We start from the raw sequence: 26,119 nt of genomic DNA, 5'->3' as shown, positions 1-26,119 counted from the left end.
ATCCCATCCGCAATTAAGGCCGCAGAGTTGCGGCATGCAATTTACGAGAGGATACATTAATTTACCCGTGGGTCAAATTTCGGTCATGCGCGCGCCGGTTTTCAAATGCCTTCAACTCGTTAGTCGACCCTGAAGAACCGGGATTTCAGGCTGACATGAGCCGCAGTCCGAGGCTGGGCCGAGCTAGGATTTTGAACAGCAGAAGGCTCAGCCGGTTGATGAGGCGGCGGAAGTTTTATCCGACGGCAGCAAGGACGGAATTGGTGGCGTTACCGTCGCGATACCAAAGGTAATTGCGGCCCATTCGGGGTTCGGATTTGAGATGGCCGATCACCGGCTCGACGACGGAACGAACGCCGGCTGTGCATCTCGCGCTTGATCTGTGGCGTTACCCGCCGCTTCTAGCCTGACGTAAACACCCTGAACTTGTAATCCGGCGGGGCGTTGTGGCCCGATAACCCTTGTCGAGGAGAATGCGCGCGATGGTGTTGCCGATCAGCGCCTCTATCTCGGGGATGACGGTTGCGAGCGCGTGGCCGTCATAGCGGTTGCCGGGCAGCGCCTTCGCATGGATCACGAACTGACAGCCATCGGGTGGCATCGTTGCCTTTGCAATGTCGATCTGGCGGGCGCGCGAGGCAAAGACGGCCGCAACCTTTGGTTCGGCGCGTTGGGCGGCGGCCTCAGAACTGCGGGCCGCGCAGCTCATGGACCAGGATGGCGTCGTGCTCGGCGGTTCGGCCGCCATTACCTTCGCCATAATGGACCAGAGCACGTCCTGTGTTTCGCGCCGACCGGAGCGGCAGGGGCGTCGGCCTTGTCATTCCGACCCTGCTGACCTGGCCGGGCAGTTTGTCTTGTTCACGATATCAAAGGAGAGAAATCAAAGGAGAGAACTGGAATCTAACCTGAGGTTGCCGCGCCCGGCATGGACAACGCATACCGCAGCGCACGATAAGCCACTTTGCGGCCGGTCGACGGTGCGTTAATCAATTGAGCAGGCCAGATGTCGATCCGACCAATCAAAACCCACCACACGTTCGAGGTGATCTCGGATCAGATCCGCGACGAGGCCCGCTCGGGCGTCCTGGGAATGGGCGACCGCCTGCCCAACGAGCGGGACATGGCAAAGGCTCTTGCCGTAAGCCGACACGCCCTTCGGCGAAGCGCTGCGCGGCTTGGAATCTCTGGGCGTTAGTCGCTTGTGTCGGCGCAAGCTTATCCGTCAAAGCCGATCACGTGGCTGATACCGTTCCCGGCGGGCGGGCCGACCGATGTGCTCGCTCGTGCCGTCGCACCCAAGCTCAGCGAGGCTCTCGACGTTACCGTAATTGTGGAGAATCCACCAGGCGCCGGCGGTGGCACCGCAATGGTTTCGCTCGCGAAGGCGAAGCCCGATGGCTAACCGTTCGTAGCCCGGCCCCCAGCATGCAGGGGTCCAGGCGGCACGCCAAATAGCCGCGTTCTTGCCGCAGGCCGGCGGCTCGATCCAAAAGACGTTGGCAGACAACAAGCGTCACATGGCGGATGGGGATAATGATGGATATTGGCATATCCCGTGCATTTCTGCAGAAGGGGGAACCCGTAACTTCTTGACGTCCGGCAAGACGAGCTAGATGATATCCCTAACAATCGTTAGAAATTCGTTGGCGAGGAGTCGACGGTTTGTGCGGCGCGGTATGGTCGGGGTTGCCTGAGCCGAACAGCCGCGATCGGCGTGAGATGGAAGAACTCTGTGGATGAGAGTGGCGTCCGCCCAAACGTGGCGGCTCGTCGTTAGGAATGGAGGTCCGAGTATGAGAGATCGGCATCCCGTCACTGATTGGGCAACAGACTTCGACCACCTTGACCCGCGATGGATTGAAGACCCGTTCCCAATCTGGGACGAGCTGCGCCGATCCTGTCCGGTTGCTCATACGAGTCGGTTCCAGGGTGTGTACTTTCCCACGCGTTACGAAGATATCCGTCAGATTGCGTATGATACCGAGCATTTCTCTTCACGGCGGGTTCAGGTGCGCGAGACGCCGCCCCCCGTGAAATCGCCGGCGCCTCCGATCACGTCTGATCCGCCGCATCATCGCGCCGCACGTATGGTCCTGCTGCCTCAGTTCACGCCCGAAGCCATCAACAAGCTGATCCCGACAACGCGCATGATCTGCAATGACCTCATCGATCGGTTTATCGGCGACGAGACGTGCGACGCAGCGGTGGATTTTGCCCAGCATATTCCGGTGCGTGTGATTGCAGGGATGCTTGGCCTGCCGCCAAGCGATGGGGAAATGTTCCGTGGATGGGTGCATGGGCTCGTTGAGGAAGCCATCCTGGACGATGCCACGATGGTGCGTACCCTGTCGGAAATGACCGCCTACCTGCTGGATCACGTGGAGCAGCGTCGCAGGTCGCCGGCCGATGATCTCATCAGTTATCTGGCCGCCGATCGGATTGATGGTGCGCCTTTGACGGACAACCACATCCTCGGCACCCTCCGCCTTCTGCTCATTGCCGGTATCGATACGACATGGAGCGGGATCGGAGCTTGCCTATGGCATTTGGCCAAAACGCCCGCTGATCGGCGCCGCCTAGTTGCTGAGCCCGCGCTGATGCAGACGGCCATTGAGGAATTCTTGCGGGCCTATTCTCCGGTGACCATGGCGAGGCTCGTCGCCAAGGACACGGTCGTAGGTGGCTGCCCTTACGAGAAGGGGCAAATGGTGCTGCTCTCCTTCCCGGCGGCCAACCGAGATCCCGCGGTTTTCCCGGACGCCGATAAGGTCATTATTGACCGCAAGGCGAACCGCCATGCGGCCTTCGGCCTCGGAATACATCGTTGCGTCGGTTCGAACCTCGCGCGCATGGAACTCACCGTTGCGGTCGAGGAGTTCTTGAAGAGGATTCCTGAGTTTCACCTCGCCGATTCCAAAGCTGTCACGTGGTCCGAAGGTGCGGTCAGGGGACCTCGAAAGCTCCCACTCCTGCTCGGATGACCGGCACGCCAGCCTGGGCGGAGCGTTGGGCTCGTCTTCCGATCGCATATAGGTCTAACAGGATGCCCAGCATGACACCGAAAGCCCTGCGCGGCCCCCCGCGCGAATCTGGGCGGACAGCTTGGATCTGTGGGCGCAAGAGACAGAGGAGGCGGCAACCATGAAAACGGCGTTGTGCAAGAAGTTGGGTATCGAATTCCCGTTATTTGCGTTCAGTCATTGCCGCGATGTCGTGGCAGAGGTGACGAACGCAGGCGGTTTCGGCGTTCTCGGCGCTGTCGGACACACACCAGAGAGCTTGAAAATCGAACTGGACTGGATCGACTCGCGTGTCAAGGGCCGGCCCTACGGTATCGACCTGCTGATTCCGAACAAAATGGAGGACAAGCAGGGTGACCTTGCAGAGGCTGAGCTGCAGTCGCGGATTCCGGACGGACATCGAAAATTCGTGAACAGCCTCCTCGAGCGGCACGGCATCGATACGTCGGATCTTTGGAGCGGCGAGTACGACAAGCGCACGGCCGACAGCATGCGGGAGGCGGGAGCCGCAAAGCTTCTCGACGTGGCGTTCCAACATCCGATCAAGCTCTTCGTCAATGCCCTCGGTGTGCCACCGAAGTCGATCATGGAACGGGCACGGTCGAAGGGCATCCTCGTTGGCGCACTGACCGGAGCCAAAGAGCACGCCATCAAGCACGCCGAGGCGGGGGTCGATATACTTGTCGCTGCCGGCACCGAGGCGGGTGGCCATTGCGGCGAGGTTTCGACGATGGTACTCGTCCCCGAGGTCTTGCAGGCCATCGAGCCTTACGAAAACATCGATGTTTTAGCCGCGGGTGGCATAGCAACAGGCCGGCAGATGGCCGCCTGCATGGCGATGGGCGCAGCGGGCGTCTGGTGTGGGTCGGTTTGGCTGACGACCGTCGAGGCCGAGACGACGCCCACGGTCAAGCAGAAGATGCTGAAGGCGACGTCGCGCAACACCGTCCGTTCCCGGAGCCGCACGGGCAAGCCGACGCGACAGTTGCAGTCGGCCTGGTCGGATGCCTGGGGCGCCAAAGATGCGCCGGAGCCCCTGGCGATGCCGCTTCAGGGACTACTCAGTCGGCCGCCTATGGCCAAGGTCGATAAGCTCGCAGAGAGCGGTCACGACGGCGCAAAGAATCTTGCGGCATACTTCGTAGGCCAGGCGGTCGGCCTGATGAATACGGAGCAGTCGGCACGGTCGGTCGTCGCCGATTTCATGAAGGATTATGCGGAAGCTGTAGAACGGCTTTCGGGCACGTTGCATGAGTAGGTCGAAGGACACCACGCCAATCGTGGAAGTCAACCACCCAGACTTGCAGGCGGCGCGGCTTGTTGCGGAGCGGCGCGTTGGGACCGGTATTGCTTACGTACGCGCGGCTCAAGTGAGATCATCTAATGTCACCGACGGTTGATCCGAAGCATCCCGATTTCATCGCCGACCAGCACGCGGCCTACCGGAGGCTCCGCGCGAATGCCCCCGTCTGCTGGAGTCATTCGCTCAGAGGCTGGGTTGTCACCCGGCATGACCTCGTCAGCAACATTCTGCTTGATCAGCGCTTTTCGGTGGAGAAGTTCACGCCTTTTGTGGCGACATGTCCGGACAAATGCGAGAAAAGATCGAGATAGTGACGGGCGTGCTGGAGAATTGGATGGTTTTTCGCGACCCTCCGCAGCACCAGAGGTTGCGCGGAGCGCTCGCGAAGTATTTTTCGCCCAAGGAGATGGAGCGGTTACGACCGCGCGTGATTCAAATCGTCGATGAGTTGATCGACTCTTTTGCTGCAAATGGCCGTCGAGTTGATTGGGGAGTTTGCCGTACCATTGCCGACGAGGGTCATTGGCGGAGTTGTTCGGAGCCGGGGAGCACCGTATCGCCAAATTGAAGCAGTGAGGGGCAGGCAACGGCGGAGCGATTTTCGTCAACCGTGCCGAACAAGGTGCCCCTATTGTGCCCCAACTTTGCTGGGGCACAGCTCCAGGGATTCGATTGCTAAGTCTTTGAACAGAAAGGCCGGATGGTGGACGCACAGGGGATCGAACCTTGGACCTCTCCCGTGTGAAGAGCCGCCGCATCATCGGGACGGCTTCTGGTAACGCTCTTGGAAAGATCAGGCGGCAAGTTTGGTGCGGATCTTGTCGCGTGATTACCGGCGCCATCAGATGAATGAATTCGATCAAAATTGCAGGATGATCCCTTACGCGCGTTTTCCTATCGGCACCACGTTTCCATCGCTCCGCGGCACCAGGGACACGACTGCCGCTCTTGCGAGGTCTTCCAAGGCGGTCGCAATGTATTTCGCGTAGTGCCGCTCGATCATTTTGACTGAGGTGTTGTGCAGTTTGGCGACCTGTTGGATGGGCAAGCCCTTTCGGAGACCGCGCACGATGCTCGAGTGCCGCAAAGCATAGGGAATCACCTCCGGCATACCGGCGCGCTGGCGAATGGCCTTCCAGGGACGTGCAAGTTCGCCTCTTTTCCACGGACCGCGTTCAGACTTCTTCCACGCGATACCGCTCGGCTCCTGTTCATGGATCCATCGCTCGAAAAGAGGTGCATCGCTTGGCCGCCCAGCGATTGCGGGCAAGAGCACCTCAATCACATCGTCGCCCACTGGGACCGGGTCTGAGCCACTATTGCCGCCGCGCCCCTTGTAGGAGCCCGGCACCATCAGACGTCGTGCAGAAACCTGTACGTCACCCACGCGCATTCGCCTCACCTGGGCATACCGCGCGCCGGTCGCGGCCAGACACACGACGATCCGGTATAGATCGCCATCAAATCCTTGCTCCTGATCGACTTCACACGCAGCTTGAAGGATGGCGCCAACCTCTTCATCCGTGAGAATCTGGTTATCTCGAGCAACCGACACATGATCATCATCATCGACCCGCTCGGCTTTGAAGCCGGCCTTCACAATGGCGAGGAACGTCGGATTTAGTTTCTTCCGATCTGCGGAAAGCCGGGGCCACGCGGCATTTAGTGCGGCCTTGAGGTCATTCACGAACCGCTGCTTGGTCGTGACCTTTAAGTCCTTCGGCAAACCCTCACGCCACGTTATCAAGTCGTCTTCTTTCAGGGCATGCAGTTGCACTGATGCGAGAGGAGCAGCTCCCGCAGCTTCCTGATTGCCGCGCTTTTCTTGACCGAGAACGTAGCGCCGCAGCTTGGTACCGGCGTCGGATCGGACGTCGCGACCTGTTCGGCGTCTTTCTCGAGCGTCGCGTTCCTTGATGTAGGATTCAACGGCCGATCGCACGGTAGGAGCCGGGCCCGCCGCCTGCGACGCGGCCTCTGTTCTGGCTCGAGCTACGGCCTCCCGAGCCGTTCTCACGGCCTGTTCGAAGGTCAGAATCCCTTCGGCGCGCTTGTCATTGATGTCGTTTGTGATGCCGACTTGCGCCTGCTTGTAGTTACCGCCTTCGTGGTGATTACGCCAGCGAACAAGCCAAACGCCGCCCCGTTTTCCTTTACGATAGCCCAGATGCGCTTCCGCATCGAGGCGGCGCCAATGTACGCCAAGCTCGAGCCTAGAGCGCGCTTTAGCCGTCGTGATCTGAGCCTCGGTGAGTGTCTTTGACATAGCGTTCGCCGATTTTACGTCGAATATCCGTTGAATATAAACCCATGTACATTGGCGAACAATACTGGACTATGGGCATTCAACCTATTGAAATTATTGAACGTCGGCGGACGGTGGCGAACGGAGAAGGACTCATTATTTGGCCCTCTCAAGGCTGAAACAGGGGTTCGATTCCCCTAGGGAGCGCCAAGCCTCGCCGCAATATATTGAATCTAAAAGACTTATTGTTCGGTTTGGGCGAGCCGGTTGAAGCGGAGTGCCACCCCGCGCTTGAGATCATGGCAACACGCAAAAGCTGGCAGCCTCGCCGCTCCAATTGTGGGCCTTCTTGCGTTCTCAGCGATGATCCGCGTGCATTAGCGGAGCAACTCGCGGGCGATTACCAGGCGCTGTATCTGATTGGTCCCTTCAAATATCTGGGTCAGCTTGGCGTCGCGCATCATGCGCTCGACCGGATAGTCCATGGTGTAGCCGTAACCGCCGAAGATCTGCACGGCGTCGGTCGTCACTTTCATTGCCATGTCGCTTCCGACGCATTTGGCCATGCTGGCAAGAACGTTGAGGCGCTTCCAGTCGCCGGCATCGCCTGCGCGGGCACACTCGTACACCAGCGCGCGTGCCGCTTCGATCTGCATGGCCATGTCGGCGAGCATGAACTGGACGCCTTGGAACTCCGAGATAGGCTTCTTGAACTGCTTCCTTTCCTTCGCATAGGCGACGCAGGCGTCGAGCGCGCCCTGCGCCAGGCCCACGGATTGAGCGCCGATGGTCGGGCGGTTGAGGTCGAGCGCACGCATCGAGGCACGGAATCCCTTGCCTTCTTCGCCGACGAGGTTTTCCCGGGGGACCCTGACATTGTCGAAGAAAATCGGCGTGTTGGGCGCCCCGCGAAAACCCATCTTGCGCTCATGGCGCCCGAACGAAACGCCAGACATCTTCTTCGGCTCGACGATGAAGGCGCTGATTCCGTCGGCGCCATTGCCATCGCTCGTCCGCGCCATCACCACGATGTAGTCGGCGACGACGCCATAGCTGCACCACTGCTTGCGGCCGCTTAGAACGTAGCAGTCGCCGTCCTTGCGCGCGCGGGTGTTGATCGCGGCGACGTCGGAGCCGGCCTGGGGTTCGGAGATGGCGATCGCGGTGACGATGCCACCCCCGGCGATGATCGGCAGGTATTTCTGGCGCTGCTCCTCCGAACCGAAATGCAGGAGCGGCATGATGAACATGGTGTTGAGCGCTGCAATCGAGGCGCAGGCGGGCGAATACTTCGAGATCTCCTCGCGTGCGATGCAGGCCATAGTGAGATTGCCGTTCGGCCCGCCATACCTTTCCGGCACCCAAAGCTGCATCAGCCCCATTTCGCCGAACAGCTTCACGAGTTCGGTCGGAAAGCGATCGGTCTCGTCGATTTCCGCAGCGATCGGCGCCACATGCTTCTCGGCCATCCTGCGGACGGTGTCGCGGAAGGCGATCTGCTCCTCGGAAAAGTTCATGGGCCCTCTTGAGAATTTTTTGCTCGAAGCCGAAAAAGGGGCTTCCGTTGAATGGGTGATCCATTTAATAATTCACCCGATGAGCACCAAGTCAAGCCCCCGAGCGCCCGCGCGCTCACGCAACGCCCCGTCCGGCAGGCCGAAGCGCGCCGCCGATCAGCGGGCGGCGGCAAGTCCGTCGCCGGCCCCGAGGTTCCGGCCGATCCATACAAGACGGGCGTTCGAGGAAATCTGCGAACGCATCCGCGAACAGCTCGCCCTCGGAATGCTGAAACCCGGTGACAAACTGCCGCCGGAGCGTGACCTCGCCCAGCAACTCGGCGTCAGCCGCAATGTCCTGAGAGAAGCGCTGCGCAGCCTCGAAATGGCCGGCGTGCTCAGATTGCTGAAGGGCGTCAAAGGCGGGGCCTTCATCCAGGAAGGCGACACCAGCCGCATGAACGACGTCATGCGGGACATGCTGAGCCTCGGCACGATTTCGGTCCGCGAGCTGTCGGAAGCGCGTGTTCACGTCCTCGACCTCGTGGTGGGGCTTGCGTGCGACCATGCGCGGCAGTCCGATCTCGACGCGCTTGAAGCCAATATCGAGCGAACGGAGCTTGCGACGAAGGAGGGCAGGCTGCTCGACCGGGTCGAGTGCTCCCGTGAGTTCTATAAGCTGCTGGCGGCTTCGACCGGAAACAAGGTGATCGCGATGATCATGGATTCGGTGACCGAGATTCACATGCGCTTTGTTTACGCCAAGGTGGCGTCGAGTGGTGTTGCGATGAGCCGGCTGGCCGAGCGGCGGCGTCAACTGCTCTCGGCGATAGCCAGTCGGAACGCTGCATCAGCGCGCCGCTTGATGCGGACGCATCTTGAAGCCGTCCAGCGAATGCTGGAGCAGGATCCAGGCGCGATGTCGCTGCATGTCGCATTGGCCGAGGTGCAGCCGGGCATGCGCCGTTAGCGGCCCGGAACGCAGTGCCGCTCAAATCGCGATAACAACGGGAGGAATAAGGTGTCGAACTACGCGAAATATGAGTACCTCAAGGTTGAGGTGTCGGAAAAAGTGGCGACCGTGACCTTGAACCGGCCGCAAGCGCGCAACGCGATCAATCAGAAACTGATCCGCGAGCTGCGGACGATCTGGGACGATCTTGGCGACGACCACGCCGTCAGCGTCGTGGTGCTGACCGGCGCCGGCGATTTCTTTAGTGTCGGCGGTGACGTCAAGGCGATGTCGGAGCGCCCAGGCGGGGATGTCCTCGAGGAGGGCGAGGTGCATGATCCCATGATCAGCCGCCGCGCCGTCACCCGGCAGCTCGAGCTCGACAAACCAATCATCGCGGCGATCAATGGCGACGCCATTGGGCTCGCCGCGACGCATGCGCTGCTGAGCGATATCACGGTCATGTCCGAGGACGCGCGTATCGGCGACACGCATGTTTCGCGCGTTGGCCTCGTTGCCGGCGACGGCGGCACCGTGATCTGGCCGCTGCTCATCGGCATCAACAAGGCCAAGGAATTCTTGATCCGCGGCACCTTGCTGAAGGGCAGGGAAGCTGAACGAATTGGCCTGGTCAATCACGTGGTTCCCCGCGCCGAAGTGCTGGGCAAGGCGCGGGAAATCGCCATCGAGCTTGCCAACGGTCCGACATGGGCCATCCGCTGGACCAAGCTGTCGATCAACCAGATCGTCAAGGATCGCGTGAACATGCTGCTCGAAGCGTCGATGGCGCTCGAACAGGTCACGTTCGAAACCGCGGACCACAAGGAAGCAACCATGTCGTTCAAGGAGAAGCGCAAGCCGAAATTCGGTCAAGCGTGAGCCCTGCCATGGGTGCGGCGAGCCTTGAAAGCGATGACGTCACCGGCCTGCTTCGCGACTCCATGCGCGGGCTTCTCGAAACGCATTGGCGCGCCGATGGCTCGACGGATGGCGCGTCCCCGGAAGCGATCGCCGGAATTTGGGACAGGCTGGTCCAGCAGGGCGTGACGGCCCTAGGCGCCGATCCGCAGGACCGCAGCCTCTCCCCGATCCTCGTAGTGATGGAGGAGCTGGGCCGCGCGGCCTGTCCCGCGCCGATGTGGTCCGCAGTGCTGGCCAATATCGCCCTGCCAGACGCATCCTCCGCCGGCAGCGACACACGGCGGGCGCTTGCGGCGGGCACGGCGAGTGTGGCGTTTTCCTTCGGTGCCTTCGATCCCGATCCTGGCATCGGCGCAATTGCACTCGACAATGAAAAAGCGATGGGATCGCTTCGTTTCGTCGAGGCGGCGGGAAGCGCCACGCATCTGCTTGTGCCCGTGGGTGAGACAGAGCTTGCGCTGGTCGACCTCGGAGGTCCCGGGGTCAAGCGTGTGCCCACGCGTGCGATGGGCGCTTGGGGCAACTGGGAGCTGACACTGGACGCGGCGCCGGCAATGCTTATGCCCATCGGCAATGTCGGCCTTGGTGACTTGCGATCGGTCGCCGCAATCGCGCTGCTCGCGCGAGCCCATGGCGCCGCGCGCCGGGCATTCGAACTGGCGACGGAATATGCCAAGGAGCGGCAGCAATTCGGGCAACCGATCGGAAGATTTCAGGCGATTCAGCACAAGCTCGCCAATTGCTTCATCGACCTCGAGGGTATCAGGCTCGTCCTGCACCATACGGCGAGGCTGTTCGACAAGGGTGACGGCGACTGGTCGTACTTCGCCGATTGCGCGATGGCATTCGCCGGTTCGGCGCTGCGGCGTGTTTCGCTCGAGACGCAGCACACATTCGGCGCCATCGGCTATGCCGAGGAGCATGAAGCACCCCGGCATTTCAAGCGCGTGCATCTGGACACTATTGCGCTTGGTGGTGCGGCCCACGCCAAACGACGTCTTGCCTCGCATCTGTTCGACAATGGCGGCGCGGGGTTGCCGCAACACGATCTCGGCCCCGCCGGCAACGAGTTGCGTGAACAGGCGAGGCGCTGGCTTGCGCGGAACTGGGCGGGAGACAGGAAGGCGGCTCTCGACGCCAGGCCCTTTGCCAAGCGCGAGTTTGATGCCGAATTTTCCCGCGACATCGGCGGCACCGGGTGGATCGGCCTCGGCTGGCCGCAGGAGTTCGGCGGTCAGGCGCGGACGCCGCTGGAGCAAATCGCTTTCATCGAAACCATGGAACGGAGCGAAGCGCCGCGCATCGGGGCGTCGATCCAATCCAACGCCCTCATGATGTTCGGCACGCCGGAGCAACAGAAAAAATACCTGCCCGAGATCCTGCGTGGCGAGGCCATGCACGGCATGGGCTACAGCGAGCCGCAGGCGGGGTCGGACCTTGCGGCACTCCGGACCAGTGCGGTTAGGGACGGCGACCACTGGGTGATCAACGGACAGAAGATCTGGACCACGACCTGGTGGGGCAAATACATGTTCCTGGCGGCACGGACCGACAAGGATGCAAAGCCGCCCCACGCCGGCATCAGCATGTTCATCGTGCCGATGAACGCGCCGGGCATCATGATCCAGCCGGCGACCACGATGTACGATGGGTCGTTTGCCAACATTTTCTACGACAACGTTCGCGTGCCTCTGGAAAACCTGGTCGGCCGGGTGAACGAGGGCTGGAAAGTCCTGACCGGGGCGCTCGCTTTCGAACGCGGCCTGGTTGGTGGCGGCATCGTGCTGAAAGTCGCGCACGCCTTTGAGCAGCTTCGGCAGCACCTGATGGCACGGCCGGAATTGAGCGGAGATCCGATCGTCCGGGAGCGGATGGCGACGTTCGCTTGCGAGATCGAGGTAGGCCGCCAGTTGATGATGCATTGCGCCGAGCTCGCGGCGGACGGCATCACGCCGCCGGAATATGGCGCGATCAGCAAGGTCTTTTCCAGCGAGCTGATGGAACGCTTCGGCGAAGCCGCGCTCGACATGTTCGGCATGAGCGCGACGCTGTCCGAGCAGATGCCCGGCGCGATCGACAATGGTCGGTTCGAGCAAAACCTGCGTCATTCCCTGATGTGGGTGATCAGCATCGGCACCAACGAAATTCAGCGCAGCCTGATTGCCCAGCGCGCGCTCGGTTTACCGCGATAGGGAGAGACGATGCAGGGCCAGCCATTGAATTCGCCGCTCGACGGCATCCGCGTACTGGATTTCTCCATTATGCTGGCCGGTCCCTATTGCGCGCGCCTGCTGGCCGATGTCGGCGCCGAGGTGATCAAGATCGAGCCTCCCGAAGGCGAAGAGATGCGCCTGCGTGCGCCGCTTCGCGATGGCCAGAGCGCCTATTTCGGCCAGCTCAATGCCGGCAAGAAGAGCATCGCGCTCGATCTCAAATCACCGGAGGCGATCAGTCTCGTGCATCGCATGGTCGAGAGCACGGACATCCTGGTCGAGAATTTCCGGCCCGGCGTGATGGAGCGCCTCGGCCTCGGCTATGAAGCGCTGCGGAAGATCAATCCTCGCCTGATTTATTGCTCCATCTCCGGCTACGGCCAGACCGGCGCGCAGTCCGAGCGCCCCGCCTACGCGATGATCGTCCATGCGGAGAGCGGTTTCGACCGCGCGCTGATGCGATACGCTGGTGATCGCGACCGGCCGGCGGCCGGAGCGGTGTTCGTTGCTGATATTCTCGGCGGCATCTTCGGCTTTTCGGCCATTCAAACCGCAATGGTGCAGCGGGCGCGCACGGGAGTAGGGCAGCACGTCGATGTCGTTCTGATGGACTGCATGCTGAACCTCCTGGTGTACGAATTGCAAGAAGCGCAGTTCTCGGCGCCGGTGGCGCGGCCGACCTATGGACCGGTGCGCGCAAGCGACGGGGACATCCTGATCGCGCCGGTATCGGCGCGCAATTTCGCGGCGCTTCGCGAACTGACCGGGCTGCCGGAGCTTGCGTCCGACCCGCGATTTACCTCGGTGGCGGCGCGCGGCTCCAACTGGAGTACCATGATGCATGTGGTCGAGAGATGGACGGCACGGCACTCCGTGGATGAGTGCCTGGCCGCGCTCGATCGCGCCGGCATCCCCAGCGCGCGCTTCCGCGATCCGGCGGAGACACTGCACGATCCGCATCTGTCCGAGCGTGGCGTTTTCGCTGACATCGCCGACGTTGCAGGCGAGTTCAAGGGTGTCAACGCACCATGGCGCATGTCGGGCGCCCGAACCGGGATGGGCCACGACATCCCCGCCATTGGTCAGCACCGGGACGAGATTCTGGCGCGCGTGCTTGGCTGGTCGTCGAAGGAAGTCGGACAGGCCGCGGCTGCCGGCGCGTTCGGAAAAGTGGCGGCAGCATCATGAATTGGGTGCTCGCTGCGAGCCTTGGACAATAAACGAAGGAATATGGGAGGATCGACGTGAAAGTGTTGCGAGTTCTGGCTTTGCTTTTCGGGGCCGCGGTTATCGCCGCGCCTGCCGCCGCGGATAATTTTCCCTCGCGGCCGATACGGCTGATCGTGCCGTATCCCGCCGGCGGTTCGACGGACATCATGGCGCGTGCGCTGCAGGAGCCGGTGGCGAAAATCCTCGGCCAGCCGATCATCATCGACAACCGCGGCGGCGCGGCGGGTACGACCGGTGCCAATGAAGCGGCCCGATCGGATCCCGACGGCTACACGCTGCTGTTTGCGAACAACGGCCCGATTTCGATCGCCCCGTTGCTGCAAAAGGGCGTCGACTTCGATCCTCTGAAGAGCTTTGCACCGGTCTCACTGGTTTCCACGGCGCCGCTGGTGCTGGTGGCGAGCGAAAATGTTCCTGCGAAGGACGTCGCCGGGCTCATCGCCTACGCCAAGGCACAGAGCAAGCCGATGCTGTATGCGTCAGCCGGACCGGGATCGCTTGGACATCTCAGCACCGAGCGCTTCCTCAATCAGGCGGGCCTGCAGATGGTCCACGTTCCCTACCGCGGCCAGGCACCGACGACCCTCGCAATCTTCTCGGCCGAAGTGGATATGCTGCTCACGACGACGTCAGATACTCTCAACGAGCATATCAAGGCCGGAAAGGTGAAGCTGCTTGGCGTGTCGTCGCCCGGTCCTTCGCCGGTTGCACCGGGAGCGGCGCCGATCGGCAATGCCTTGAAGGGTTTTGCGGTCGAAACCTGGTTCGGCATTCTCGCCCCGGCGGGAACGCCCGCTGATGTCATCAACAAGCTCAACGCAGCGCTGAACACGGTCCTGGCGACGCCGCAAATACGGGACCGCTTTCTCGCCTATGGCGTCGAAGCCAGGGCCAGCACGCCCGTGGAACTGCAGGCGATGATCGCCGCTGAGATACCTTCGTGGCGCAAGGTGATCGAGGAACGCAACGTCAAGGCCGAATAGCGGGAAGGTCCGCTAGTCGAGTGTGATGTTGGCTTCCTTGACGACCTTCGACCACTTGTCGAGATCGGTGCGGATGGTTTCCGCAAAGGCTTCCGGCGTCGAGCTCTTGGGTTCGACGCCGAGCTTCTTCAGGGATTCCTGCACCGACGGCGTCGCTATCGCGCGGGTGATGGCATCGTTCAACTTGGCCACGATTTCCGGAGGCGTGCCGGCCGGCGCGAGGATGCCGAACCAGACCACGACCTGAAATCCGGGAAGCGCCTCGTTGATAGTTGGCATGTCGGGAAACAGCGGCGAGCGCGACGCCGTGCTGATGCCCAGCGATTTGAGCGTGCCAGCCTGGACCTGACCAAGACCTTCGAGCGGCGTGATGAAGTAGACCGAAACCTGGCCCGCCAGCGTGTCGCTCGTTGCCGGTGCGCCGCCGCGATACGGAATGTGCCGCATTTCGATACCGGCCTGACGACGAAACAGCTCCGCTGTGACATGCGAGGCAGATCCGAGTCCGACCGACGCATATGTCAGGGCGTTGGGATCCTTCTTTCCGCGTTCGATGAGATCGGTAACGCTGCTGATCCCGGTTGACGGAGCCGTCACAAGCAGGAACGACACTTCCACGACCTTCGAGATTGGTACGAAATCGCGGATCGGATCGTAGGCAAGCTTCTTGTAGAGGCTGGCGTTCAATGCATTCGGTCCCAGATTGCCGAACACGATCGTGTATCCGTCCGGCGCCGCGCGGGCGGCTTCAGTCGTTCCGATGATCCCTCCGGCACCCGATTTGTTGTCGATGATAACCGGCTTCCCCAGAAGTTCTGTAAGGGGTTGCAGGATTGCACGCGCGAGAATGTCGGTGGAGCCGCCTGCCGGATAAGGCACAATCATCCGGATGGCTCGCTCCGGATAGCCCTGAGCCAGAGCAGGAGCAGCGAACAAAAACGACAACAACAGAACCAGCGCGCGCATCAGCGCCTCCCCTAGATGGCGCTCTACGGCGCCTCGGAAATATATTTTAGTACGTATACGTAACGTATAGCCAGGGGAATATCAACCGCCTTGGTCGGGTGAGGGGAGACGTCCCGCCGCCGGTGCCGCCGGCTCAAGCGCTGGGGTCAGTCGGTGCTGACTTTGCGATCAGCAGCATGCAACGCAAGAAATGCGCGCGATCATCATGGCTCAGGGGGGCGAGCATGAGGTCCTGTAGCCTTGCCGCGGCGGGAACCACGGCCATCAGAGCGCTGGTGCCCTTGGCCGTGATCTGTACCTGGATCGATCGCCGGTCGCCGGGATGGCTCTTCTTCGAGATCAGCCGGCGCGCCGTCATCCGCTTCAGCATTTCGCTCAGCGTGTTGCGATCGCAACTGATGCGTTCCGCAAGGGCCGACGGCGTCATCGGGCCCTGTTGCAGCAGCGCCATCAGAACGCCGAACTGCCGGGGGGTGATGTCGGTTTGCCGCGTCACACTCTGATAAAGGCCGTCATATTTGGCTTCGAGCAGCCGCAGCAGAAAGCCGATGCCGCTCTCCAGCCTCCATTGGCGCGCCAGGGCGGCCGTTGAATCTGCGTCGTCCTTTTCGACCGGCATGGCGCTCTGTTTCCCAACTGCTCGAGTGCAACAAGCGGTTAGCAGCTTGGCCGCGGCCTCTCAACCGCCGGCGAAACTGGCGCGCGCCCGAGGGGCATTGGACGGTTGCCAGGGCGAGCTCAATATGATACGTATACGTATTAAATGGCGTCCCAGACAAGAGGCGCCCTAGGGGAGGCCTGCGTTGGATCTGCGCGCTCTGCTGTCGATTCCCTATCTGCTTGAGGCGGAAGCCGTCGAGACGGAGCCCGGAGAATGGCTCGTGCGTCTCGCTTATCCGGAGCTTCCCGGTTGCACCGCGGAAGGATTCGTCGTCGAGGACGTGCTGAAGAATCTGGAGCGGCGGCGGATCGAAATGATTGTCGCCCTGGCCGAAGCCGGAAAGCAGCCTCCGATTCCGCGGCGGCCGCTTGCTTCATCCGACCCGCTATGGACCGCACGCGATCTCGGACTGTCGGACCGGATCGCGGCATTGCTGGCGGCCAGAAGGCCTGAAATCTAACGAGCGATCGAGGAGAAAATCATGCTCTCGCACGAGGACAACGAACGATTGGTGAGGGTCGGCAAGGGCACGCCGCTGGGGGAGTTGTTTCGCCTCTACTGGATTCCGTTCCTGCCATCCGCCGACCTGGCGCGCGATGGCCAGCCAAAGCGCATCCGGCTGCTCGGCGAGGACCTCGTAGCCTTCCGGGACACGGAGGGTCGCGTTGGCCTAGTCGATCACGCCTGTCCGCACCGGCGTGCTCCAATGGTCTTCGCGCGCAATGAAGATTGCGGCCTGCGCTGCGTCTATCACGGCTGGAAATTCGACGCGACGGGCGCGGCAACGGATATGCCGGCCGAGCCAATCCGCAGCCGCCTCAAGGAGCGGGTGCGGATCAAGGCCTATGCTTGCCGCGAGCGCAACGGGATGATCTGGGCCTATATGGGGCCAGAGCAGGCGGCGCCACCGCCGCTCCCGAATGTCGAGTGGAATCTCGTCCCCGAGGCGCAAGTTCACATCTCGCTTCGCGTTCAGGAGTGCAACTGGCTGCAGGCCGTCGAAGGCGAGATCGATTCCGCGCACGCGCCGCTGCTGCACGGCCGGCTCGATGCGCAGGGCACGACCAGCGCCTGGATCCAGAAGCGCGACCTTCGTCCGACCTTCGAATGCGTCAAGCAGGATTTCGGCATGAGCATCGCGGCGCGCCGCCACTACGATGCCAACACGCTCTACTGGCGTGTCAATCAGTTCATGCTGCCGTTCTACACGCTCGTTCCGCCGCTGTCGCCGTTTCCAGATCTCAGCGGCCATGCCTGGGTGCCAATCGACGACGAGAACACGCTCTGCATCATGTTCTCCTATCATCCTTCGCAGCCGCTGCTCGCCAAGACCCGCGAGGTCTTCTCGGAAGGGCACAAGGGCCGAGAGAGTGGCCATGCCAGCCGCAACGCGCTGGTCAAGCAGCCGGTGACGGTGCCCTACGCCGACTATTGGACGAAGTACAATCCACAGAACGGATATCAATTCGACTACGAGTCACAGCGAACGACATGGTTCTCCGGTCTCCCCGGATTGTGGGTCCAGGACGGAGCCTGCCAGAGTGGCGTATCGCCGATTGCCGACCGCACCAGAGAGAATCTGTGTTCGAGCGACACCGGTATCGCCATGACCAGGCGTTTCATTCTCGAGGCACTCGGCGCCTATCGCGATCACGGCACCAGGCCAACGGGCGTTACCGATCCCGATGTGTTCATGGTTCGCGCGGTGTCCTTGCGGCTGCCGCCGGAGGACTCGTGGATCGATTCCGGAGCGCCTTTCATGCGGGCCAAGCTCGGCGCGGACTTCGGCTACGAGCTCTAAGCGCTCCGACATGGCGGACGGTCTGCAGGAACTGCGCGTCAAGCGCATCAGCTATGAAGCCGAGGGCATCAACTCCTATGAGCTGGTGCTTCCGGCGGGCGGCGACCTGCCGCCCTTCAGCGCCGGCAGCCATATCGACCTGCATCTGAGGAACGGCATGATCCGCAGCTATTCGCTCATCAACGACCAGAGCGAAAGGCATCGATACGTCATTGCAGTCAACAAGGACGCATCGAGCCGCGGCGGATCGAGCTTCGTCCACGATACCTTCAAGGCGGGCGATATCGTCAAGGCCTCCGCGCCGCGAAACAATTTTGCGCTGCGCGAGGATGCCGAATATTCCCTGCTGATTGCGGGCGGCATCGGTATCACGCCGCTGATGTCGATGATCCGGCGCCTGGAAACGCTCGGTCGTCCGTGGAAGCTGTCCTATGCGGCGAGGACGCGGCGGGCGGCAGCATTTCTCGACGAACTCGACGCCATCAGACCGGACGCGCAGCTCAATTTACATTTTGATGATGAACATGGCGGACGGCCGCTCGATCTTGCAGGCGTCGTCGTAGGCACGCCGACGCATGCGCATCTCTATTGCTGTGGTCCGCTGCCGATGCTCGATGCCTTCGAGAAAGCTACCGCCGGTCGTCCGGCTAGTCATGTCCACGTCGAGTATTTTCAGGCCAAGCAAGCGGCCGCGGTGGACGGCGGGTTTGAGATCAAGCTGGCGCGCAGCAAATGCACGATCTCGGTTGAGCCGGGCAAGACCATTCTCGATGCTGTGCTCGATGCCGGCATCATGGCGAATTACTCCTGCTCGGAAGGGGTTTGCGGGACCTGCGAAACCCGGGTAATCGAGGGAATCCCCGATCATCGCGACCTGTTCCTGAGCCCGGAAGAGAAGGCGGCGAACAAGACCATCATGATCTGCTGTTCGGGATCGAAGTCTGGCACGCTGGTGCTCGATCTCTGATCGGATCGTCCGGAAACCAAGAGAAGTATAGAGGACGGAAAGATGCTGGATCGGATCGAAGCGGAGTTTCCAGAGCACACGCCCCGAACACCCGGTGCACCCAAGGCGCTGGCCGGGATCAGGGTCGTGGATTTCTCGCATTTCATCGCAGGACCGTTCGCGACCATGATCCTCGCCGACATGGGTGCGGAGGTGATCAAGGTCGAGGCGCCGGTGCGGGGCGATGATCTCAGGCGCTATCCGCCTGTTGATGGCCGGTTGAAGTACGGCGCCCCGTTCCTGTGGACCAACCGCAACAAGCGAAGTGTCGCGATCGACCTGAAATCGCCAGAGGGCGTCGAGGTCGCATGCGACCTGATCCGCACGGCAGATGTCGTGGTCGAGAATTTCTCGACCGGAGTCATGGAGCGGTTCGGGCTCGGCTACGAGAGCTGCCGCCAGATCAGGCCGTCGATCATCTATTGTTCCGTCTCCGCCTACGGCCGGGAGGGACCTTTCTCCGACCGGCTCGGCTTCGATCCGATCGCCCAGGTCGAGAGCGGGTTTGTATCCATGAACGGCTATGCGGACCGCGAGGGCGTGCGGGCGCTGTCACCGGTCATGGATATCAGCACGGCGATGATGGCCAGCAATGCCGTTCTCGGCGCACTTGTCGCACGCGAGCGCACTGGCATCGGTCAGGCGATCGAAGTGTCGCTGTTCGACAATGCCGTTCTGATGACCGGATACGCGTCGATGCAGCAGTTGTTCACGGGAAACGATCCGCAGCGGCACGGCAACACCAGTCCGGATACGTGTCCGTCGGGCGTTTTTCAGGCCACCGACTGCACCTTCTACATCAACTGCGGCAACGACAAGATTTTTCAGCGCCTGATGTCGCAGGTGATCGACCGCCCCGACCTTGCTTCGTCCGAACTCTATGCAAGCCCGCCTGACCGCATCCGCCGGCGTGACGAGCTGTTTGCGATTCTTGGGGAGGCCTTCGCGCAGCATCCCTGGTCGCATTGGCAGTCGCGGATGCGCGCCGCCGGCGTGCCGTGCGGCAAGGTACGGACCGTCGGCGAAGCGATCCGCTCGCCGGAGGCGCAGGAACGCGGCATCGTTACCCGAATTCCGCACGAAGAGGTGGGATGGGTGCCGAATGTGAATCTTCCGATCCGCTATTCGCAGACGCCGATCGTTGATCCCGTGGCCGCGCCTGCCGTCGGCCAGCACACTGGCGAGGTGCTGAGCGACTTGCTTGGCTATGATGAGGCGCGCCTTGCGCGTCTCGCCGAGGCCGGCGCATTCGGTACCGACGCATCTTCTCAGGTCCTCAAGGCATGACGGCGCGGGCAGCCAGCGAGCGCACCTTGCGGGGACGCGTTGCCGTCGTCGGAATCGGCGAGACCGATTACCATCGCCACGGTGCCTCGCCCGATCCGGAATTCAAGCTGGCCCTGAAGGCGATCCTGGCCGCCTGCAACGATGCTGGCCTCGACCCGCGCGAGATTGACGGCTTCTCGTCCTACAGTGACGATCGAAGCGATGCGGCGCGCCTGGCCGCGGCGCTGGGGACACGCCGGTTGAGCACCGCGACGATGCAATGGGGCGGCGGGGGCGGGGGCTGCTGCGCGGCGGTGGCGAACGGCGCAGCGTCGATCGTCGCAGGCCTTGCGGACTGCGTCGTGGTGTACCGCTCGCTGGCGCAAGGACAGTACGGCCGCTTCGGGCAGGCCAGCGGCATCAGCACCATCTCTGGCGAGCGGGCCTATTTGATGCCCTACGGCGTGCTGGCCCCGCCGCAGCGCTTTGCGATGCGAGTGCAGCGCTATATGCATGAGCATGGCGTGAGGCAGGAAGCCATGCAGGCGATTGCGCTGGCCTCATACCATCACGCACAATCGAATCCGCGCGCCGTGATGTATGGCAAGCCGCTCGATCCCGCCAAGTACAACGCCTCGCGCTGGATCGCCGAGCCGTTTCACCTTTTCGATTGCTGCATGGAAAATGACGGCGCCGCCGCCATTATCCTCGTGCCTGAGGAGCGCGCCGGCGATTTCCGCAACAAGCCGGCCTATATCCTTGGCGCGGCCGCCGGCGCCGGCTATCGCAGCGGGGCGATGCCGCACAATTCGCCGCAATACGCCAGCGCCAGTTTTGAAACTCTCGCGCCGGCGCTCTACCGTATGGCCGGGATCGGGCCCTCCGACGTCGACGTCGTTCAAAGCTATGAGAACTTTACTGGTGGCGTGGTGATGGCGTTGGCTGAGCATGGCTTCTTCAAGCCCGAGGAGGCGAACGACTTTCTCACGCTCGAGAATCTGATCGCGCCCTCGGGGAAGTTGCCGTTCAACACCAGCGGGGGGAATCTGGCCGAGTGCTACATGCACGGGTTTGAGCTGGTGATCGAGGCGGTGCGCCAGATACGTGGTCAGTCGGTCAACCCTGTCAAACGCAATGACGTGGCGATGGTGATCGGCGGGCCGATGGTGACGCCGGCCAGCAACCTTCTGCTGGGCTCCGGAGCAACGCTATGAGCGACACACCGCGCGCGGCCTATCTTCCTCGGGGATTGCCGATTCCGGTCCCCGAAAACGATGGACTATCGGCGCCGTACTGGGCGGGGTTGCGACAGAACCGCCTCCTGGTGCAGCGCTGTCCGCGTTGCAAGACCTGGCAGTTCGGGCCGGAATGGCTTTGCCACCACTGCCATTCGTTCGACATCGAGTGGGTAACCGTCGAGCCGCGCGGCCGCATCTTCAGTTGGGAACGGGTCTGGAGCCCTTCCCACGACGCCTTACGCGGGCATGGACCTTATCTTGCGGTCCTTGTGGAGCTGCCGCATGCCGGTGACGTGCGCATGGTGGGAAATCTGCTCGGCGATCCCATGCAGGCCGTTAGCATCGGTGCCGATGTCGAGGGCGTATTCGAACATCACCCTGAATCCACGCCGCCATATTCGTTGCTGCATTGGCGGACCACCGCGGGGTGAGGTAGGTGGAACGATGAGCCGGCGAAAATCAGGCCGGCACGCGCGTGCGTCGGCGGGCGTCGCTGCGCAACTGGGCCTTTTCAGTGTTCAGCAGGTGCGCGTTCAGCTTGGTGAGGTAGCTGCGCATCGTCTCGCAGGCGCCGTTGGTATCTTTTGCCCTGATCTGTTCGATCAACCGCAGACGGGAAGCGATCACGGGGTCATGGGCTGGTGGGCCGGCGATCAGGACAAAGCGGCGGATCACGGAAGCCATCGCTTCCAGGATTGCCGACATCACCTGGTTGCCGGTTGAATTTGCCAGCAAGGTACTGAACTCGACGGCCTTCAGGGTCCGTTCCTCGTAACGGCCTTGCCGCGTCAATTCGACGGTTTCGGCCACGTTCCTGCTCAGCCGTTCGATATCCGCAGGCTTCGCGCGTTCGCAGGCGGCGCGCACTACCGCGTCCATCACCATCAGCCGCGCCTCGAGCAGCGTCGCCAGCGAAACATGTCCGAAGTCGAGCATGTCGCGGAAAGTGCGGGTGACTTGCCCTGCGCCGGTTTGAGTGATGAACGCGCCGCCCCGGCTGCCCTTTTTCATTTCTACGATGCCGGCGATCTCGAGGCTGCGAATGGCTTCGCGCAGCGCGGTGCGGCTGACATCGAGCATCTCGGACAATTCGCGCTCGGACGGCAGGCGGTCGCCGGCTTTCAGTTCGCCGCTTACCAGCTTGGCGCGGATCGCGTCGCATATCTCCTCGAAGATCCGTCGGGTCTTGATCGGATAGAAGGGCTTTCCGGCAGAACGGGTCTCCTTGCGATCACCAGCCGGTAATGCCAGCGCGCCGTCCGCAGTCTTGCGACCGGTATGCGGCTTCGGCCTGGATCGTGGTTGCGGCATGAGTCGTTCCTGGTGTCAGGTCTTCATCCGCCGCCGCCCGTCCCTTTGCAAGGGTCTTGGGCTGGCCATCAGATGGAAATATGAAAGCCGCCGTTGACCGCAATATGCTGGCCGGTGATGTAGGAAGCGGCGTCCGAGAGCAGGAAGCACACCGGCTGCACCACTTCTTCGGGCTGCGCCCAGCGCCCCATTGGGATGCGCGCCAATATCCCGTCGCGAAACTTGTCGCCGCGGATCGTTTCGGTCATCGGCGTCTCCACCACGCCAAAGCAGACGGAATTGGTCCGGATTCCGAACTTCGACCACTCCTTGGCCGACGTCATTGTCATGCCCAGCATGCCGCTCTTGGCCGCGGCATAATTGATCTGGCCAATCGAGCCGGCGCGCCCTGCGTCGGAAGAGATGTTGACGATGGAGCCCACATTGGTTTCTCCGCCGCTCTTTGCGCGCTGCAACATGGTGCGTCCCACCGCCTGGGTCCACAGGAACGCTCCGGTGAGATGCACCTCAATGACGTCATTCCATTGTGCAAGCGTCATCTTCTCCGACATCGCCGGCCGGGTGATGCCGGCATTGTTGACGAGTCCATGGATCGCGCCGAACCGCTCGACGATCTTTTCGACCGCGTCGGTCGCGAACGCCTCGTCCGTCACGCTGCCGGTAATGGTCATCAGCCGGGGGTCGGATTTGTCGTAGGTCGACAGCGCATCGCGATTGAGGTCGATGGCAACGGCATTGGCGCCGAGCTCTCGCGCCAGCGTGATCGTGGCGCGGCCGATGCCTTGCGCTGCGCCGGTAACGACGACGGTCTTGCCTTCCAGAGAAACGATGTTGCGCATGGCGTGGCGTCCTTGGTTTCAGATCGAGCGGGCGTCAGCGGGGCGCAATCGTCGGCCGGACGAATGTCCAGCCAGGCAACGGAGCTATGCCGCCAGGGCTATTGATCCAATGGTCAGTCCATTATATTGAAACCGATGTCAAAGCCGGGCGCAAGACCCGCGGACGGGAGGAAATGGTGAGCGAAAATACCGCGACCGTCATTGTCGGCGAGCGCATCCGTTCAAAGAGCGAACTGCTCGCGCGAGGCCGTCGCGCCGCCACTGGCCTCGCCGGGCTTGGCGTTCGCGAGAACGATGCCGTTGCGCTGCTGCTGCGGAACGATTTTGCCTTTCTCGAAGCGACGCATGCGGCCAATGCCATCGGCGCCTATGCGGTGCCGCTGAACTGGCACGCCAGCCCCGACGAAATCACCTACATGCTGGACGACTCGAAGCCGAAGGTGCTGGTCGTTCATGCTGATCTGCTCGAGCCGGTGCGCCACGTCATTCCGGCAGGCTGCGAGATCCTGGTGGTGCCCAATCCGGACGCCACCAATCCCGTCGCGGTGACGGATGGCGATCGGGAGTGGGACCGCTGGCTGGCCGCGCATGCGGAGTGGGGCAAACCACCGCAGCCGCCGCGTTCGTCGTGGATCTACACCTCCGGAACGACGGGCCGGCCCAAGGGCGTGCGGCGCGAGCCGGCCACGCCGCAACAGGCCACCGCGATGCGCGATCTGTTTCAGGTCGTCTATGGTTGCCGCGAGGGAATGCGCTCCTATGTCGGCGGCCCGCTCTATCATGCCTCGCCCAACGCCTTTGCGCGGCAGGGTCTGGCGCTGGCCGACACGATCGTGCTGTCGTCGCGTTTCGATCCAGAAGAATTGCTGCTGCAGATCGAGCGCTATCGTCTGACCACGCTGGTGATGGTGCCGACATTCTTCGTGCGGCTGCTCAAGCTTCCGGAAGACGTTCGGCGCAAATGCGACGTATCGTCCCTCGAACTGGTGCTGCACACCGGTGCGCCGTGTCCGCCCGACGTCAAGCGGGCGATGATCGCCTGGTGGGGGCCGGTTCTCGTCGAAACCTATGGCGGCTCCGAGACCGGCATCGCCACCATTTGTACTTCGCAGGACTGGCTTTCCCGACCTGGGACCGTGGGACGTGTCGCTCCCGGCGGCACGATCAAGATATTCGATGAGCAGCGCCGTGAACTGCCGCCGGGCAGCAGCGGCGAAATCTTCGCACGCTCGCCGGCCTATCCGGATTTCAACTACCACGGCCGCGATGACGACCGCCGCTCCGTCGAGATCGACGGACTGATCACCTGTGGCGATGTCGGCTACCTCGATGCCGACGGCTATCTGTTCCTCAACGACCGCAAGCGGGACATGATCATCTCCGGCGGGGTCAATATCTATCCCGCCGAAATTGAGGCGGTGCTGCAGGGCTGTCCGGGCATTCACGACTGTGCGGTTTTCGGCATCCCCGACGATGAGTTTGGCGAACGCATCTACGCGGCAGTTCAGCGCGAGGCGGGCGCAGCGCTGACCGAGGACGACGTCAGAAGTTACGTGCGCGAACGGCTGGCGGCTTTCAAGGTGCCGCGCGCGGTGGTTTTCCACGACACGCTGCCCCGCGAAGAAAGCGGCAAGATATTCAAGCGAAAGCTGCGCGAGCCGTTTTGGGCCGGGCGTTCAACACGAATCTGAGAGGGGCCATGATCACACGACGAGCATTCATGAAATGTGCCGCCGGCCTTGCAACCCTTGGCGCGCCACCCGCGCTGGCGCAGTCGGCGCCCTGGCCGAGCCGGCTCGTGAAAATCGTGGTGCCGCTACCGCCCGGTGGCGTGATGGACGGCTTGAGCCGCGTCGTGGCCGAACGGCTGGCGCAGCGTCTCGATCAGTCCGTGATCGTGGAAAACAAACCGGGCGCGAACGGCATGATCGCAACGAGTGCGGTTGCGGGGGCAGACCCCGACGGATACACCATTCTTTCGACCATGAGTTCGATCGTCCAGAACGTTTCGCTGCACAAGACGCCGAGCTACAAGATGTCCGATCTGCTGGCGCTGGCGCCTCTCGGCCGGTTGCCGATCGCATTCATCGTGCCCAGGACGCTCGGCGTTACGACGTTGCGGGAATTCGTCGAGAAGGCGCGCGGCAGCCAGAAGTCCCTCAGTTACGGAACCTACGGCCTCGGTTCGAGCGCCCATATCATTGGTGAAGTGCTGATGAAGAACACCGGCATCAAGCTGCTTCAGGTGCCATATCGCGGCGAGGCCCCGGCGCTGACCGCGATTCTCGCCGGCGAGATCGACAGCGCCTTCGTGTCGGTCGGCGGTGCGGTGGCTCAGGCCGAGAAGACGCAGACGCTGGCGATCGCCAATCCGGCGCGCATGAAGCGCTATCCCGACATTCCGACGTTTGACGAGGCGGGCTTCCCGGTGCTCGGCCTGACCGGCTTCAGCGGCTTCTTTGCGCCGGCGGCCATACCCAGACCCGTTGCCGAACGGCTGAGCAAGGAGTTGAGGGATATCGTCGCCTTGCCTGCCGTCAACTCCAAGCTGCTTGATCTCGGCTTTGAGGACATGAGTGACGTGACCGATTTTCCGGGCTTCGTCGATGACGAGGTCAAGCGCTGGGCATCCGTGATCCGCGAATTCAATATCAGCATCTAGGAC

General features: G+C 62.2%; 23 protein-coding genes, 1 tRNA gene and 2 pseudogenes. 19 read left to right on the top strand and 7 right to left on the bottom strand.

What is annotated here, in order from left to right:
- Positions 1–238 precede the first annotated feature (238 nt).
- Positions 239–589 (bottom strand): annotated as a pseudogene (locus tag HZB49_RS22150) (IS5/IS1182 family transposase); the annotation flags it as partial.
- Positions 590–599: 10 nt separating this feature from the next.
- On the opposite strand from HZB49_RS22150, the pseudogene HZB49_RS22145 reads away from it, so the two are divergent.
- The 5 genes and pseudogenes from HZB49_RS22145 to HZB49_RS22135 all read left to right on the top strand — a co-directional run.
- Positions 600–909, top strand: a pseudogene (locus tag HZB49_RS22145) (type IV secretory system conjugative DNA transfer family protein); the annotation flags it as partial.
- A gap of 97 nt (positions 910–1,006) precedes the next feature.
- On the top strand, positions 1,007–1,198 hold the full coding sequence (locus HZB49_RS30085; RefSeq protein WP_035649309.1) for a GntR family transcriptional regulator: 192 nt from the start codon (positions 1,007–1,009) through the stop codon (positions 1,196–1,198).
- Positions 1,199–1,204: 6 nt separating this feature from the next.
- Positions 1,205–1,405 (top strand): tripartite tricarboxylate transporter substrate-binding protein, encoded by a 201-nt coding sequence (locus HZB49_RS30080; RefSeq protein ID WP_035649311.1) that lies wholly within the window; start codon positions 1,205–1,207, stop codon positions 1,403–1,405.
- A gap of 391 nt (positions 1,406–1,796) precedes the next feature.
- Positions 1,797–2,984: a cytochrome P450 gene (locus HZB49_RS22140; RefSeq protein ID WP_021075814.1), complete on the top strand. Its 1,188-nt coding sequence runs from the start codon at positions 1,797–1,799 to the stop codon at positions 2,982–2,984.
- A gap of 160 nt (positions 2,985–3,144) precedes the next feature.
- Positions 3,145–4,281 carry a nitronate monooxygenase gene (locus tag HZB49_RS22135; RefSeq protein ID WP_021075815.1) on the top strand — a complete coding sequence of 379 codons (1,137 nt, stop codon included), beginning with the start codon at positions 3,145–3,147 and terminating at the stop codon, positions 4,279–4,281.
- Positions 4,282–5,206: 925 nt separating this feature from the next.
- Here HZB49_RS22135 and HZB49_RS22130 read toward each other — a convergent pair.
- Entirely contained in the window at positions 5,207–6,592 is a 1,386-nt protein-coding gene (locus HZB49_RS22130) for a tyrosine-type recombinase/integrase (protein WP_021075817.1), read from the bottom strand.
- A gap of 112 nt (positions 6,593–6,704) precedes the next feature.
- On the opposite strand from HZB49_RS22130, the gene HZB49_RS22125 reads away from it, so the two are divergent.
- Positions 6,705–6,781, top strand: a tRNA-Glu gene (locus tag HZB49_RS22125).
- Between the two features lie 167 nt (positions 6,782–6,948).
- Here HZB49_RS22125 and HZB49_RS22120 read toward each other — a convergent pair.
- Positions 6,949–8,088 carry an acyl-CoA dehydrogenase family protein gene (locus HZB49_RS22120; RefSeq protein WP_291615257.1) on the bottom strand — a complete coding sequence of 380 codons (1,140 nt, stop codon included), beginning with the start codon at positions 8,086–8,088 and terminating at the stop codon, positions 6,949–6,951.
- 19 nt (positions 8,089–8,107) lie between these two features.
- On the opposite strand from HZB49_RS22120, the gene HZB49_RS22115 reads away from it, so the two are divergent.
- Genes HZB49_RS22115 through HZB49_RS22095 form a run of 5 tightly spaced genes read left to right on the top strand, consistent with a single transcriptional unit; the run spans position 8,108 to position 14,366 of the window.
- Complete coding sequence (locus HZB49_RS22115) at positions 8,108–9,037, top strand: FCD domain-containing protein (protein ID WP_291615255.1); 930 nt, start codon at positions 8,108–8,110, stop codon at positions 9,035–9,037.
- Between the two features lie 51 nt (positions 9,038–9,088).
- Positions 9,089–9,898: an enoyl-CoA hydratase-related protein gene (locus HZB49_RS22110; protein ID WP_291615253.1), complete on the top strand. Its 810-nt coding sequence runs from the start codon at positions 9,089–9,091 to the stop codon at positions 9,896–9,898.
- Positions 9,899–9,906: 8 nt separating this feature from the next.
- Positions 9,907–12,132 (top strand): acyl-CoA dehydrogenase family protein, encoded by a 2,226-nt coding sequence (locus tag HZB49_RS22105; protein WP_291615332.1) that lies wholly within the window; start codon positions 9,907–9,909, stop codon positions 12,130–12,132.
- A 9-nt stretch (positions 12,133–12,141) separates the two neighbouring features.
- Positions 12,142–13,341, top strand: a complete 1,200-nt coding sequence (locus HZB49_RS22100; protein ID WP_291615252.1) for a CoA transferase — start codon at positions 12,142–12,144, stop codon at positions 13,339–13,341.
- Between the two features lie 56 nt (positions 13,342–13,397).
- Positions 13,398–14,366 (top strand): tripartite tricarboxylate transporter substrate binding protein, encoded by a 969-nt coding sequence (locus HZB49_RS22095; RefSeq protein WP_291615251.1) that lies wholly within the window; start codon positions 13,398–13,400, stop codon positions 14,364–14,366.
- A 12-nt stretch (positions 14,367–14,378) separates the two neighbouring features.
- Here HZB49_RS22095 and HZB49_RS22090 read toward each other — a convergent pair whose 3' ends face one another.
- Positions 14,379–15,332: a tripartite tricarboxylate transporter substrate binding protein gene (locus HZB49_RS22090; RefSeq protein ID WP_291615250.1), complete on the bottom strand. Its 954-nt coding sequence runs from the start codon at positions 15,330–15,332 to the stop codon at positions 14,379–14,381.
- A gap of 133 nt (positions 15,333–15,465) precedes the next feature.
- A complete protein-coding gene (locus tag HZB49_RS22085) occupies positions 15,466–15,951 on the bottom strand; it encodes a MarR family transcriptional regulator (RefSeq protein ID WP_291615249.1) in 486 nt (161 codons plus the stop codon).
- A 184-nt stretch (positions 15,952–16,135) separates the two neighbouring features.
- Here HZB49_RS22085 and HZB49_RS22080 point away from each other — a divergent pair, with 184 nt between their 5' ends.
- Genes HZB49_RS22080 through HZB49_RS22055 form a run of 6 tightly spaced genes read left to right on the top strand, consistent with a single transcriptional unit; the run spans position 16,136 to position 21,735 of the window.
- A complete protein-coding gene (locus tag HZB49_RS22080) occupies positions 16,136–16,453 on the top strand; it encodes a hypothetical protein (RefSeq protein ID WP_291615247.1) in 318 nt (105 codons plus the stop codon).
- A gap of 21 nt (positions 16,454–16,474) precedes the next feature.
- Entirely contained in the window at positions 16,475–17,794 is a 1,320-nt protein-coding gene (locus HZB49_RS22075) for a Rieske 2Fe-2S domain-containing protein (RefSeq protein ID WP_291615245.1), read from the top strand.
- A 10-nt stretch (positions 17,795–17,804) separates the two neighbouring features.
- Positions 17,805–18,761 carry a PDR/VanB family oxidoreductase gene (locus HZB49_RS22070; RefSeq protein ID WP_291615243.1) on the top strand — a complete coding sequence of 319 codons (957 nt, stop codon included), beginning with the start codon at positions 17,805–17,807 and terminating at the stop codon, positions 18,759–18,761.
- Positions 18,762–18,803: 42 nt separating this feature from the next.
- A complete protein-coding gene (locus HZB49_RS22065) occupies positions 18,804–20,087 on the top strand; it encodes a CoA transferase (protein WP_291615241.1) in 1,284 nt (427 codons plus the stop codon).
- Positions 20,084–21,280, top strand: coding sequence for an acetyl-CoA acetyltransferase (locus tag HZB49_RS22060; RefSeq protein ID WP_291615239.1), 1,197 nt, complete (start codon positions 20,084–20,086; stop codon positions 21,278–21,280). The genes HZB49_RS22065 and HZB49_RS22060 overlap by 4 nt, the downstream gene beginning before the upstream one ends.
- The gene (locus HZB49_RS22055) at positions 21,277–21,735 is read left to right on the top strand and encodes a zinc ribbon domain-containing protein (protein ID WP_291615237.1); all 459 of its coding nucleotides are present in this window, start codon (positions 21,277–21,279) and stop codon (positions 21,733–21,735) included. The genes HZB49_RS22060 and HZB49_RS22055 overlap by 4 nt, the downstream gene beginning before the upstream one ends.
- 28 nt (positions 21,736–21,763) lie before the next feature.
- Here HZB49_RS22055 and HZB49_RS22050 read toward each other — a convergent pair whose 3' ends face one another.
- Positions 21,764–22,615 carry a GntR family transcriptional regulator gene (locus HZB49_RS22050; protein WP_291615235.1) on the bottom strand — a complete coding sequence of 284 codons (852 nt, stop codon included), beginning with the start codon at positions 22,613–22,615 and terminating at the stop codon, positions 21,764–21,766.
- Positions 22,616–22,683: 68 nt separating this feature from the next.
- Entirely contained in the window at positions 22,684–23,454 is a 771-nt protein-coding gene (locus tag HZB49_RS22045; protein ID WP_291615233.1) for an SDR family NAD(P)-dependent oxidoreductase, read from the bottom strand.
- Between the two features lie 173 nt (positions 23,455–23,627).
- Here HZB49_RS22045 and HZB49_RS22040 point away from each other — a divergent pair, with 173 nt between their 5' ends.
- Positions 23,628–25,145 carry an acyl-CoA synthetase gene (locus tag HZB49_RS22040; RefSeq protein WP_291615231.1) on the top strand — a complete coding sequence of 506 codons (1,518 nt, stop codon included), beginning with the start codon at positions 23,628–23,630 and terminating at the stop codon, positions 25,143–25,145.
- Between the two features lie 29 nt (positions 25,146–25,174).
- Complete coding sequence (locus tag HZB49_RS22035; protein WP_291615229.1) at positions 25,175–26,116, top strand: tripartite tricarboxylate transporter substrate binding protein; 942 nt, start codon at positions 25,175–25,177, stop codon at positions 26,114–26,116.
- The last annotated feature ends 3 nt before the right edge of the window (positions 26,117–26,119 follow it).

Source organism: Bradyrhizobium sp., from assembly GCF_016219575.1.
GTDB lineage: Bacteria > Pseudomonadota > Alphaproteobacteria > Rhizobiales > Xanthobacteraceae > Bradyrhizobium.
Note: the sequence above shows the minus strand (reverse complement) of the source record. Positions and strands in the feature narration are given on the sequence as shown.